At 62.4% G+C, this 13,069-nt stretch carries 12 protein-coding genes; 7 read left to right on the forward strand and 5 right to left on the reverse strand.

Features of this window, described 5'->3' with window-relative positions; translation table 11 throughout:
* Positions 1-1,334: 1,334 nt before the first annotated feature.
* Together cheR and J3A98_RS16540 are read right to left on the reverse strand one after the other, a co-directional pair.
* The gene (cheR, locus tag J3A98_RS16535; RefSeq protein ID WP_004575768.1) at positions 1,335-2,162 is read right to left on the reverse strand and encodes a protein-glutamate O-methyltransferase CheR; all 828 of its coding nucleotides are present in this window, start codon (positions 2,160-2,162) and stop codon (positions 1,335-1,337) included.
* 52 nt (positions 2,163-2,214) lie between these two features.
* Positions 2,215-3,144 (reverse strand): chemotaxis protein CheV, encoded by a 930-nt coding sequence (locus tag J3A98_RS16540; RefSeq protein WP_010955104.1) that lies wholly within the window; start codon positions 3,142-3,144, stop codon positions 2,215-2,217.
* 77 nt (positions 3,145-3,221) lie between these two features.
* Between J3A98_RS16540 and flgA the strand changes: the two genes are divergently transcribed.
* From flgA to J3A98_RS16560, 4 genes are all read left to right on the forward strand, one after another.
* Positions 3,222-3,962 carry a flagellar basal body P-ring formation chaperone FlgA gene (flgA, locus tag J3A98_RS16545; RefSeq protein WP_209967381.1) on the forward strand — a complete coding sequence of 247 codons (741 nt, stop codon included), beginning with the start codon at positions 3,222-3,224 and terminating at the stop codon, positions 3,960-3,962.
* A 164-nt stretch (positions 3,963-4,126) separates the two neighbouring features.
* Positions 4,127-4,441, forward strand: coding sequence for a flagellar biosynthesis anti-sigma factor FlgM (gene flgM / locus J3A98_RS16550; RefSeq protein ID WP_176685243.1), 315 nt, complete (start codon positions 4,127-4,129; stop codon positions 4,439-4,441).
* Positions 4,442-4,490: 49 nt separating this feature from the next.
* Entirely contained in the window at positions 4,491-4,958 is a 468-nt protein-coding gene (locus J3A98_RS16555; RefSeq protein WP_176685242.1) for a flagellar protein FlgN, read from the forward strand.
* Between the two features lie 79 nt (positions 4,959-5,037).
* Positions 5,038-5,781, forward strand: a complete 744-nt coding sequence (locus J3A98_RS16560) for a flagellar brake protein (protein ID WP_209967383.1) — start codon at positions 5,038-5,040, stop codon at positions 5,779-5,781.
* Positions 5,782-5,874: 93 nt separating this feature from the next.
* Here the strand turns inward: J3A98_RS16560 and J3A98_RS16565 are convergent, their stop codons facing one another.
* The 3 genes from J3A98_RS16565 to bkdR form a co-directional block, all read right to left on the reverse strand.
* The gene (locus J3A98_RS16565; RefSeq protein WP_064614948.1) at positions 5,875-7,215 is read right to left on the reverse strand and encodes an MFS transporter; all 1,341 of its coding nucleotides are present in this window, start codon (positions 7,213-7,215) and stop codon (positions 5,875-5,877) included.
* Positions 7,216-7,347: 132 nt separating this feature from the next.
* On the reverse strand, positions 7,348-8,589 hold the full coding sequence (locus J3A98_RS16570) for a glutamine synthetase family protein (protein ID WP_209969879.1): 1,242 nt from the start codon (positions 8,587-8,589) through the stop codon (positions 7,348-7,350).
* Between the two features lie 229 nt (positions 8,590-8,818).
* Positions 8,819-9,304 carry a Bkd operon transcriptional regulator BkdR gene (gene bkdR / locus J3A98_RS16575; RefSeq protein WP_003254485.1) on the reverse strand — a complete coding sequence of 162 codons (486 nt, stop codon included), beginning with the start codon at positions 9,302-9,304 and terminating at the stop codon, positions 8,819-8,821.
* A gap of 198 nt (positions 9,305-9,502) precedes the next feature.
* On the opposite strand from bkdR, the gene J3A98_RS16580 reads away from it, so the two are divergent.
* From J3A98_RS16580 to J3A98_RS16590, 3 genes are read left to right on the forward strand one after another with little or no spacing between them, the layout of a single operon-like run.
* Positions 9,503-10,735 carry a 3-methyl-2-oxobutanoate dehydrogenase (2-methylpropanoyl-transferring) subunit alpha gene (locus J3A98_RS16580; protein ID WP_176685240.1) on the forward strand — a complete coding sequence of 411 codons (1,233 nt, stop codon included), beginning with the start codon at positions 9,503-9,505 and terminating at the stop codon, positions 10,733-10,735.
* Position 10,736: 1 nt separating this feature from the next.
* Positions 10,737-11,795, forward strand: a complete 1,059-nt coding sequence (locus J3A98_RS16585) for an alpha-ketoacid dehydrogenase subunit beta (protein ID WP_012051588.1) — start codon at positions 10,737-10,739, stop codon at positions 11,793-11,795.
* A complete protein-coding gene (locus J3A98_RS16590) occupies positions 11,796-13,067 on the forward strand; it encodes a dihydrolipoamide acetyltransferase family protein (RefSeq protein WP_176685239.1) in 1,272 nt (423 codons plus the stop codon).
* Positions 13,068-13,069: the final 2 nt, after the last annotated feature.

Genomic DNA, 13,069 nt, shown 5'->3' on the forward strand with positions numbered 1-13,069 from the left:
GTAGCGGCAGCAACGGTGAACGGCGGGTGGAGATTGGCCAGCAGGGCCGGCCCTTTCGCGGGTGAACCCGCTCCTACACGGCGGGCTGTGTCCAACCTCCGGTGTGTGTCCACCACCAATCTGTGTAGGAGCGGGTTTACCCGCGAATACGGTAGCGGCAGCAACGGTGAACGGCGGGTGGTAAATGGCCAGCAGGCCCGGCCCTTTCGCGGGTGAACCCGCTCCTACACGGCGGGCTGTGTCCAACCTCCGGTGTGTGCCCACCACCAATCTGTGTAGGAGCGGGTTTACCCGCGAATACGGTAGCAGCAGCAACGGTGAACGGCGGGTGGAGATTGGCCAGCAGGGCCGGCCCTTTCGCGGGTGAACCCGCTCCTACACGGCGGGCTGCGTCCAACCTCCGGTGTGTGCCCACCACCAATCTGTGGAGCGGGTTTACCCGCGAATACGGTAGCGGCCGCAACGGTGAACGGCGGATGGTAAATGGCCAGCAGGCCCGGCCCTTTCGCGGGTGAACCCGCTCCTACACGACGGGCTGCGCCCAACCTCCGGTGTGTGCCCACCACCAATCTGTGTAGGAGCGGGTTTACCCGCGAATACGGTAGCGGCAGCAACGGTGAACGGCGGGTGGTAAATGGCCAGCAGGCCCGGCCCTTTCGCGGGTAAACCCGCTCCTACACGACGGGCTGTGTCCAACCTCCGGTGTGTGTCCACCACCAATCTGTGTAGGAGCGGGTTTACCCGCGAATACGGTAGCGGCAGCAACGGTGAACGGCGGGTGGTAAATGGCCAGCAGGCCCGGCCCTTTCGCGGGTAAACCCGCTCCTACACGGCGGGCTGTGTCCAACCTCCGGTGTGTGCCCACCACCGATCCGGTGTAGGAGCGGGTTTACCCGCGAATACGGTAGCGGCCGCAACGGTGAACGGCGGGTGGAGATTGGCCAGCAGGCCCGGCCCTTTCGCGGGTAAACCCGCTCCTACACGGCGGGCTGCGCCCAACCTCCGGTGTGTGCCCACCACCAATCTGTGTAGGAGCGGGTTTACCCGCGAATACGGTAGCGGCAGCAACGGTGAACGGCGGGTGGAAATTGGCCACCAGGGCCGGCCCTTTCGCGGGTAAACCCGCTCCTACACGGCGGGCTGTGTCCAACCTCCGATGTGTGCCCACCACCAATCTGTGTAGGAGCGGGTTTACCCGCGAATACGGTAGCGGCAGCAACGGTGAACGGCGGGTGGAAATTGGCCACCAGGGCCGGCCTCTTCGCGGGTAAACCCGCTCCTACGAAGACACGGCAAACAAAAAGGCCGGCATCTCTCGATACCGGCCTTTTTGCTTACTTGGCCTGGTAGATGATCCCCGGGCTGCACTGCACCATCTGGTAATGGTCCGGCAAGCCGTTCAGCGCTTCCGAGGCGCCGAGGAACAGGTAACCACCGGGCTTGAGGGTACTGTGAATGCGCAGCAGGATGTCCTTCTTCACCTGCGCCGAGAAATAGATCAGCACATTGCGGCAGAACACGATATCGAACTTGCCCAGACTGGCATAGCTGTCGAGCAGGTTGAACGAGCGGAACTCGACACGGCTGCGAATCGCTGGCTTGACCGCCCAGCGCCCCGGTCCCTTGGGGTCGAAGTAGCGCTGCAAGCGCTCCTGGGACAAGCCGCGGGCAATCGCCAGGCTGTCGTATTCGCCAGTCTTGCAGTTGGTCAGCATGGTGCCGGAGAGGTCGGTGGCGACGATCTGCGCCCCCATCTTCAACTGGCCGAGGTTGCTGCGCTCGAACTCATCGATCGCCATCGAGATGGAATACGGCTCCTGCCCCGACGAACAGGCCGCCGACCACATGCGCAGTCGCTGGCCGGGGTTGTTGCGAATGAACTCGGGGATAACCTTGTTCTTCAGCACTTCGAACGGATAGGTGTCGCGAAACCACAGGGTCTCGTTGGTGGTCATGGCATCGACCACCTGCTCGCGCAAGCCGCCGCGCGGCTGGGCCTGAATGCGCTGCACCAGCTCACCCAGGCTCTTGATGCCCTGTTGTTCCATCAGCTTGTTGAGACGGCTGGAAACCAGGTACTGCTTATTCTCGCCCAGCAGGATGCCACAGGCTTTCTCCAGGAAGACCCGGAACTGTTCGAAATCCAAATTACCCGTAGACACTACTGCCGCCTCTTTTCAATCACTGGTGCCGAGGGGCATGCCCCCGGCTGCTTCAATGCGCTGCCTTGATCCGGTCGACCACCCGTTGGGCCAGGTCGTCCGGCTTGAACTTGGCCAGGAAGTCATCGGCGCCGACCTTCTTGACCATTGCCTGGTTGAACACCCCGGAAAGCGAAGTATGCAGGCAGATGTGCAACTTTTGCATGCGCGGATCGCTGCGAATCTCCGCCGTTAGCGTATAGCCGTCCATTTCCGGCATTTCAATGTCCGAGATCATCATCAGGAACTCTTCTTCCGGCTTTTTGCCCTCATCCACCAGCTGACGCAGGTAGTTCAGCGCCTGACGACCATCATTGAGCGCCACCACCTCGACCCCTACGGTCTGCAGGCAACGGCTGACCTGCTTGCGCGCCACCGACGAGTCGTCGACGGTCAGCACCCGCATCAATACCGCCTTGTCCTGCACCTCGGCATCGATCACACCGGCCGATACCGACTCGGACGACGGCGACACTTCGGCCAGCACCTTCTCCACATCGATGATCTCGACCATGCGGTTGTCCACCCGGGTGACCGCAGTCAGATAGTGGTCACGGCCGGTCCCCTTGGGTGGCGGATGAATCTCTTCCCAGTTCATGTTGACGATGCGCTCCACCGAATGCACCAGGAAGCCTTGGGTCTTGGTGTTGTACTCGGTGATGATCACGAAGCTGTTGCGTGTGTCTTCCTGCAGCGGCCGCAACCCGGTGGCCATCGACAAGTCGAGGATCGGGATGGTCGCCCCGCGAATATTGGCAACGCCACGCACCACAGGGTGCGCCTTGGGCAGCAAGGTCAGCGCAGGGCATTGCAGTACTTCCCTGACCTTGAACACATTGATGCCGTAAAGCTGTTCGCCATTGAGGCGGAACAGCAGCAATTCCAGGCGATTCTGCCCCACCAGCTGCGTGCGCTGGTTGACCGAATCCATAACACCCGCCATGCCAGACTCCTTAACGTTTCAGCCTTTCGTTGCCACTCAGGTAGCGAGTCGGCACGGGCTTTGCTTTTTTGAGTGTCATGCACACGAAAACGACATTTTCCCGACGATTGACACGCCTGCTGGCCACGCTGTGCCTGCTGATGCCCGGCGTTCGCACGGTAGCGGACGCGTTCACCTTGCCTGAACAGCTTATCGGTGTCACCCAAGGGTTTCTTGAATTCACCGTTGAAGATTATCTGTCCACCACCCAGACGGCCGGCCGCTATGAAATCCAGGTCAACCCGCTGGACCCACGCCTGCGCATGCCGTTGTGCAGCCAGCAGCTGGACGCTTCGTTGGAAAGCCCGGCCAAGCCGCTGGGCCGGGTGACGGTAAGGATACGCTGCAACGGCGCAGCACCGTGGACGGTATTTGTACCGGCCACCGTGCGACTTTTCCGCGATGTGGTAGTGGTAACCCGCCCGCTCAAGCGCGACAACACGGTCGGCGAAGGTGACGTGGCCCTGCGCGAGCGCGATGTCGGCACCCTGGGCCAGGGCTTTCTGACCGAACTGGACCAGGCGGTGGGCATGAAGATGCTGCGCCCCACGGTGATCGACCAGGTGCTCACCCCGCAACACCTGGAACAGGCCGAGGTGGTTCGCAAGGGTGACCATGTGGTGATCATTGCCCGCAGTGGCAGCCTGAGCGTGCGCATGCCGGGCGAAGCCCTGAGCAAAGGCGGCCTGAGCGAGCAAATCCGGGTACGCAACCTCAACTCCAAACGCGTGGTCAAGGCCAGGGTGACCGGGCCTGGCCAGGTCGAGGTCAGTATGTAGGCCAACCACCAGATTGCGCTGGCAGTGAGGAACCGCTTTTCCTAAACTGTGTCAGAACACGGGTTCGCGGGCTTGCCGACAGGCGGCAGTGCATTTGTGCCTAAAGTTTATATCGGGTTGGCCGAAAACAAGGCAAGCGTCCAAATACCCAGAGGTTTCTGATCATGGTCATCGACTTCAGTCGTTTGAATAACTCTCCGTCCGTCACGGGCGGCGTACGCGGCAACACCGCGTCCGGCAGCGCCGAAAAACCGGCAGCCAGCCAGGAAGCGGCAAGCGCCACCAATGCCAGCGGAGAAGCAGTACACCTCAGCCAGGAGGCCCAGCAGTTGCAGAAGATCAGCGACAAGCTGCGCGACGAGCCGGTGGTCAACAGCGCCCGCGTGGCCGAGTTGAAACAGGCGATCGCCGACGGCAGCTACCAGGTCGATGCCGGCCGGGTCGCCAGCAAACTGCTTGATTTCGAAGCCCAGCGCTGACCGTACGGCGCGCTGACTTCACGGACGCTAGAAAAGCCAAGAGTTAGCCATGCACGACACCACCTTGCTGCAACTGATCGAAGATGACATTGCCCCGATGCAGGAACTGCTCGACCTTCTGCACAAGGAAGCAATCGCCCTGCATGGCCGCGACATGCCGCTGCTGGAGCAAATCCTGGCGCGCAAGCAGTCGTTGATCATCTTGCTCGAGCAGCACGGCCAGCGCCGCAGCCAATTGCTCGGCAGCCTGGGCCTGAGTGCCGACCGCACCGGTGTGCAGGCTGTAGCCGCGCAGTCACCCCATGGTGATGTGATGCTGCAGCGGCTCGACATGCTGTCGCAACTGATGGACGACTGCCAGCAGGTCAACCAGACCAATGGCCGGATCATCCAGGTGCAGCAACAGGTCACCAACAACCAGATCCGCATCCTTCAGGGCGGCGATTCGCCCTCACTCTACGACAGCCGTGGCAGCACCTCGCCTCTGGCCAAGCCGCGTGCGCTCAGCCAAGTGTGATTTTTCTATCAAGGCACAGAACATAGTGGCAAAATGCCGTTACTTGCGTGTGTCGCTTTTGCCTGGAGAACGATAAGCTGTGTTCAATGAATCCGATGCCCCGCAGCCACCCAAGGTGTTGAGCACCCCCTTGGAGATTGCGGCCAACTTGCGGCAGCTGCAGGAAAGCCACGACCCCCTGATCATCACCTTCCACGACCGCAGCCAGCGCTTCCAGAGCTATGTGGTGCGCGTGGACCGCGAAAGCAACACCCTGGCGCTGGACGAGATGATCCCCCGTGACGGCGAGAAATTCATCGAGAACGGCGAGCACTTCCGCGTCGAAGGCTTCCACGATGGTGTACGCATCGCCTGGGAATGCGATCACGAGCTGAAAATCAGCGAAGTCGACGGCCACCGCTGCTACAGCGGCGCCCTGCCGCAAGAGATGACCTACCACCAGCGCCGCAACGCCTTCCGCGCCGCGCTGAAGCTATCGCAACTGGTCGACATCATCCTCGACGGGGCTCACCTCAAGGGCAACGGCGCCATGCGAGGCAAGCTGCTGGATATCTCGGCCACCGGCTGCAAACTGCGCTTCGAAGGCAATATCGAAGACCGCTTGCAACTGGGCCAGGTGTATGAGCGTTTCAAGGCGGGCAACCCGCTGGGCCTGGTGGATACCATGGTCGAACTGCGTCATCTGCACTATGAAGAGCGCATCAACACTACCTTTGCCGGCGTGCGCTTCCACAATCTGAGCGGGCAGGCTCAACGCAAGATCGAGAGTTTCGTGTACCAGCTGCAGCGTGAGGCGCGGCGGTTCGACAAGGACGATTATTGATCGTCAGTCGGTAAAACAGAAAACGCCACCTGCTGAGGTGGCGTTTTCATTTGTGTTTCTGCTGGGCTGGCCTCTTCGCGGGTAAACCCGCTCCTACACTGACTTGCTGACCTCTTCAGGTTCAGGCGCCTGTTGCTGCGCGCCCTTCTCTTCATCCTCGGTGTCTTCAGCCGCCACCGGCGCCTGCATCACGTCCTGCACGGTCTGCTCATCCACCCGCGGGTCCAGCGCCGCCGACAACGGCGAACCGGCCGCCGGCATCGCCACGTGGCCCAGCGGTGCATCCTGTACCTGATGCAGGCCGGTAACCGCTTTCGGCCGAATGCGCCAGACCAGCACCAGGGCAAAGAATACGAAGAAGGCATACAGCATCTGCGCACCCAATACCTTCATCAGAACCCCTGCCGCCAGCGGGCCGACACATGCACCCACACCGTAGGTCACCAACAGCATCGCCGTCAGCGATACCCGGCGCTCGCTTTCAACGTGGTCATTGGAGAAGGCAACCGCCAGCGGGTACAGGCAGAACTGCAGCAACGAGATCAGGAAGCCGATACCAAACAGCAACTCCAGCGGCACACTGGGCAGTATTGCCAATGGCGCAGCAGCCAGTGCCAGCCCCACCGCCACGCTACGAATCAGCACGGCCCGGTCATAACGGTCAGACAACCAGCCCAGCGGCCACTGCACCAGCAGGCCGGCAAAAATGCAGCTACCCATGAACAGACCGATCTGCTCGGTACTCATCCCCTGGCTTGACGCATATAAAGGCGCCAGACCGTAGAACGAGCCGACAATCAGGCCCGAGCCCAACACCGTACTGAGCGACTGCGGCACACGCTTGATGAAGAACTTCGGCTCCATCGGTGCCGGGCGCAAGGGCGCCGGGTGAATACGCCGGGTCATCGCCACGGGCACCAGGCACAGGGCAAAGCACATCGCCACCAGCATCAGCAACTCAGGGCCGAGCTGCGGGTGCACCACCAGGATCAACTGGCCAAGCACCAGCCCCAGGTACGAGGCAATCATGTAACCGCTGAACACCGCGCCCCGGTGTTTCACATCGGCCTGCTCATTGAGCCAGCTCTCGATGACCATGTATTGGCACATCATCCCCAGGCCGACGATCATGCGCAGCCCGACCCAGGCCGGCAGCCAGCTGGTCAGGCCATGACCGAGCACCGCAGCGCCGACGATACCGGCACAGGTGGCATAGGCGCGTATGTGCCCTACCCGCCCGATCAGCCGGTGGCCAACCTTGCCGCCAACCGCCAGGCCAAAGTAGTTGGCCGCCATCAAAGCACCCACCCACAGGCTGTCGACATGGTCGGCAGCCAGGCGCAGGGCCAGGTAGGTGCTGAGCAGGCCTGAGCCGATCAACATCATCAGCGCGGCGAAATACAACGACTGAAACGGCTTCCATACATTTCGCATACGTCCCGTGGAGCTCCCTGGTCAGGTGGCAGTTTTGGGTGCTAGCAGCATAAATGCAAAAACCGCCTGGCGCAGGCCCCCCGACAGCTATTTGGCTGTGCGGGGGCGTGCCCGGTGCAGGTTGTGTCGCGCTCAGGCCTGTGCCGCCAGCACCCGGCGCTCCCACGGCGTGATCTCGTCGAAGAAATCGCTCAGCTCAAGGGTCTTGCTGGCGATGTAGCCTTCGATGAACTCGCTGCCGAACAGTTCCCGCGCCAGCGTGCTGCGCTCGAGCCTTTCAAGGGCCGCGTGCAGCGTACACGGCAGGCTCAGGTGCTCGGGCACCTCGAATTCGCCCTGGATGGCCGGCGATGGCTGCAAGCGCTGCTCGATGCCATGCAGCCCGGCGGCCAGGCTGGCAGCAATGGCCAGGTACGGGTTGGCATCGGCGCCAGGCAGGCGGTTTTCCACCCGTCGCGCGACCGGCGCACTGGCCGGAATGCGCAATCCAGCAGCACGATTGTCCTCGGACCAGCATGCATTGTTCGGCGAGGCATAGGGGTGGCACAGACGCTGGTAGGAATTGACGTTGGGCGCGAACAGGGCGGTGAAGTCGGCCATGCACGCCTGCAACCCGCCGATGAAATGGTGGAAGGTGTCTGTCGGCAGGCCTTGTTTGTCACTGAACACGTTACGCCCGCTGCTGGCCTCGACCAGGCTCTGGTGAATATGCATGGAGCTGCCGGGCGTACGCGCCAGCGGCTTGGCCATGCAGACCACCGTCAGCCCGTGCTTGAGCGCCACTTCCTTGAGCAGGTGCTTGAACAGGAAGGTCTGGTCGGCCAACAGCAGCGGGTCGCCATGCAGCAGGTTGATCTCGAACTGGCTGACACCCATTTCATGCATGAAGGTGTCACGTGGCAGGCCGAGCGCGGCCATGCAGTGATACACCTCCTTGAAGAACGGGCGCAGGCCGTTGTTGGAACTGACACTGAACGCCGAATGGCCCAGCTCGCGGCGACCATCGCTGCCTACCGGCGGCAGGAACGGTTGCTGCGGGTCGGTGTTGGGGGCAAAGACGAAGAACTCCAGCTCGGTTGCCACTACCGGCGCCAGGCCCAGTACCGCATAGCGGGCTATCACGGCCTTCAGCTGGCCCCGGGTGGACAGTGCCGAGGGGCGGCCATCCAGCTCGTTGGCATCGCAGATGGCCAAGGCGCGGCCGTCATCGCTCCAGGGCAGGCGGTGGACCTGACCGGGTTCGGCCACCAGTGCCAGGTCGCCGTCGTCACTGCCATAGAATTTCGCTGGTGGATAACCGCCCATGATGCATTGCAGCAGCACGCCCCGGGCCATCTGCAGACGACGGCCTTCGAGGAAGCCGTCGGCGGTCATCACCTTGCCGCGCGGGACGCCGTTGAGGTCGGGGGTGACGCATTCGATTTCATCGATGCCCTGGAGCTGAGCGGTGCTCATGACGCTTGTCCTTGTTGTTGTAGGCTGACAACAACATAGGCTGCGGGTGTTTAAAATATCAAGCAGCCCATTGGGTGGCTGTACCGGCCTCTTCGCGGGTGAACCCGCTCCTACAGGTGGATGCGATCCTTGTGCCGGCGCCGCCCCCCTACTCCCGCAAGGTCATGCCATTGGCCGGCAACGGCAACGCCGTCTTGTAGCGCACCTGCTTCAGGGCAAAACTCGAGCGAATATTGGCTACCCCTGGCAAGCGCGTCAGGTAATCGAGAAACCGCTCCAGCGCCTGGATGCTGGGCAATAGCACCCGCAACAGGTAATCCGGGTCACCCGTCATCAGGTAACACTCCATCACCTCGGGCCTTTCGGCAATTTCTTCCTCGAAGCGATGCAACGACTGCTCCACCTGTTTTTCCAGGCTGACATGGATGAACACGTTCACATCCAGCCCCAGCACCTCCGGCGACAGCAAGGTCACCTGCTGGCGGATCACCCCCAGCTCCTCCATGGCCCGCACCCGGTTGAAACAAGGCGTGGGCGACAGGTTCACCGAGCGTGCCAGCTCGGCATTGGTGATGCGGGCGTTCTCTTGCAGGCTGTTGAGAATGCCGATATCGGTACGATCGAGTTTGCGCATGAGACAAAATCACCGGTTTTTTGTGTTTATGCGGAATGTTTATCTGCCCTGCTCAGCAAAGGCAATCAACTTGAGAGAAAAATTCTCCTGCCGGGCCACTAAGATGTAAGTGACGCTGACTTACCAGTCACAAGCCGGTACTCAGCGGCGGCCGCTTCAGAGCTCACAAAAACAAATACCCGAGCGAGCGTAAAAAGCATGAACGAGTACGCCCCCCTGCGTTTGCATGTGCCCGAGCCCACCGGCCGGCCAGGCTGCCAGACCGATTTTTCCTACCTGCGCCTCAACGATGCAGGTCAGGCCCGTAAACCCGCTATCGATGTCGATGCTGCCGACACTGCCGACCTGTCCTGCAGCCTGGTCCGCGTGCTCGACGAGCAAGGCGACGCGCAAGGCCCGTGGGCCGAGGACATCGACCCGCAGATCCTTCGCCAAGGCATGCGCGCCATGCTCAAGACGCGGATCTTCGACAGCCGCATGGTGGTTGCCCAGCGCCAGAAGAAGATGTCCTTCTACATGCAAAGCCTGGGCGAAGAAGCCATCGGCAGCGGCCAGGCGCTGGCGCTGAACCGCACCGACATGTGCTTCCCGACCTACCGCCAGCAAAGCATCCTGATGGCCCGCGACGTGTCGCTGGTCGAGATGATCTGCCAACTGCTGTCCAACGAGCGCGACCCCCTCAAGGGCCGCCAGTTGCCGATCATGTACTCGGTGCGCGAAGCCGGCTTCTTCACCATCAGCGGCAACCTGGCGACCCAGTTCGTGCAGGCGGTCGGCTGGGCCATGGCCTCGGCGATCAAGGGCGATACCAAGATCGCCTCGGCGTGGATCGGTGACGGCGCTACTGCCGAGTCGGACTTCCACACCGCCCTCACCTTTGCCCACGTGTACCGCGCCCCGGTCATCCTCAACGTGGTCAACAACCAGTGGGCCATTTCCACCTTCCAGGCCATCGCCGGTGGCGAGTCGACCACCTTTGCCGGCCGTGGCGTGGGTTGCGGGATTGCTTCGCTGCGAGTTGACGGTAACGACTTCGTCGCCGTGTACGCCGCCTCGCGCTGGGCTGCCGAACGCGCCCGCCGTGGCCTGGGCCCAAGCCTGATCGAGTGGGTCACCTACCGTGCCGGCCCGCACTCGACGTCGGACGACCCCTCCAAGTACCGCCCTGCCGATGACTGGAGCCACTTCCCGCTGGGTGACCCGATCGCCCGCCTGAAGCAGCACCTGATCAAGATCGGCCACTGGTCCGAGGAAGAACACCAGGCCACCACGGCCGAACTCGAAGCTGCCGTGATTGCCGCGCAGAAAGAAGCCGAGCAGTACGGCACCCTGGCCAACGGGCATATCCCGAGCGCCGCCTCGATGTTCGAGGATGTGTACAAGGAGATGCCCGAACACCTGCGCCGTCAACGCCAGGAACTGGGGGTTTGAGATGAACGACCACAACAACAGCATAAACCCGGAAACCGCCATGGCCACCACTACCATGACCATGATCCAGGCCCTGCGCTCGGCCATGGATGTCATGCTTGAGCGCGACGACAACGTGGTGGTGTACGGCCAGGACGTCGGTTACTTTGGCGGCGTGTTCCGCTGCACCGAAGGCCTGCAGAACAAGTACGGCAAATCGCGCGTGTTCGATGCGCCCATCTCCGAGAGCGGCATTGTCGGTACCGCCGTGGGCATGGGCGCCTATGGCCTGCGCCCGGTGGTGGAAATCCAGTTCGCCGACTATTTCTACCCGGCCTCCGACCAGATCGTCTCCGAGCTGGCCCGCCTGCGTTACCGTTCGGCCGGCGAATTCATCGCCCCGCTGACCCTGCGCATGCCTTGCGGCGGCGGCATCTATGGCGGCCAGACTCACAGCCAGAGCCCGGAAGCGATGTTCACCCAGGTGTGCGGCCTGCGCACCGTCATGCCGTCCAACCCTTATGACGCCAAAGGCCTGTTGATTGCCTCGATCGAATGCGACGACCCGGTAATCTTCCTGGAGCCCAAACGCCTGTACAACGGCCCGTTCGATGGTCACCACGACCGCCCAGTAACGCCGTGGTCCAAGCACCCGCACAGCGCCGTGCCCGACGGCTATTACACCGTACCGCTGGACAAGGCCGCCATTACCCGCCCTGGCAATGACGTGACCGTGCTGACCTACGGCACCACGGTGTACGTGGCCCAGGTGGCCGCCGAAGAAAGCGGCGTCGATGCCGAAGTGATTGACCTGCGCAGCCTATGGCCGCTGGACCTGGACACCATCGTCGAGTCGGTGAAGAAGACCGGCCGTTGCGTGGTGGTGCACGAGGCCACCCGTACCTGCGGCTTCGGTGCCGAACTGGTGTCGCTGGTGCAGGAGCACTGCTTCCACCACCTGGAGGCGCCGATCGAGCGCGTCACCGGCTGGGACACCCCCTACCCTCACGCACAGGAATGGGCTTACTTCCCCGGCCCTTCGCGGGTAGGTGCGGCACTGAAAAAGGTCATGGAGGTCTGAATGGGCACGCACGTCATCAAGATGCCGGACATTGGCGAAGGCATCGCGCAGGTCGAGTTGGTGGAATGGTTCGTCAAGGTCGGCGACATCATCGCCGAGGACCAGGTGGTGGCCGACGTCATGACCGACAAGGCCACCGTGGAAATCCCTTCGCCGGTCAGCGGCACAGTGCTGGCCCTCGGTGGCCAGCCCGGTGAAGTAATGGCGGTCGGTAGCGAACTGATCCGCATCGAAGTGGAAGGCAGCGGCAACCATGTGGATGTGCCTCAGCCAAAGCCGGTAGAGGCCCCGGCTGCCCCGATTGCAGCACAGCCGCAACCGCAGAACGATGTAAAACCCGCCGCGTACCAGGCGCCCGCCAACCATGAAGCTGCGCCCGTCGTGCCGCGCCAGGCGGGCGACAAGCCGCTGGCTTCGCCGGCCGTGCGCAAACGCGCCCTGGATGCCGGCATCGAACTGCGTTATGTGCATGGCAGCGGCCCGGCCGGGCGTATTCTGCACGAAGACCTCGACGCCTTCATGAGCAAGCCGCAAAGCACTGCCGGGCAAACACCTGATGGCTATGCCAAGCGCACGAACAGCGAGCAGGTGCCAGTGATCGGCCTGCGCCGCAAGATCGCCCAGCGCATGCAGGACGCCAAACGCCGTGTCGCACACTTCAGTTATGTCGAGGAAATCGACGTCACCGCCTTGGAAGCCCTGCGCCAGCAACTCAACAGCAAGCATGGCGACAGCCGTGGCAAGTTGACCTTGCTGCCGTTCCTGGTTCGCGCTCTGGTCGTGGCGCTGCGTGACTTCCCGCAGATCAACGCGACCTACGACGACGAAGCGCAGATCATCACCCGCCATGGCGCGGTGCACGTGGGCATTGCCACCCAAGGTGACAATGGCCTGATGGTACCCGTACTGCGCCACGCCGAAGCGGGTAGCCTGTGGGCCAATGCCGGCGAGATTTCACGCCTGGCCAACGCCGCACGTAACAACAAGGCCAGTCGCGAGGAGCTGTCCGGCTCGACCATCACCCTGACCAGCCTTGGCGCCTTGGGCGGCATTGTCAGCACGCCGGTGGTCAACACCCCGGAAGTGGCAATCGTCGGGGTCAACCGCATGGTCGAACGGCCAGTGGTGATCGACGGCCAGATCGTCGTGCGCAAGATGATGAACCTGTCCAGTTCGTTCGACCACCGCGTGGTCGATGGCATGGACGCCGCACTGTTCATCCAGGCCGTACGCGGCCTGCTCGAACAGCCCGCCTGCCTGTTCGTGGAGTGAGC

It is taken from the genome of Pseudomonas sp. BP6 (assembly GCF_017875935.1).
Classification (GTDB): Bacteria; Pseudomonadota; Gammaproteobacteria; order Pseudomonadales; family Pseudomonadaceae; genus Aquipseudomonas; species Aquipseudomonas putida_Y.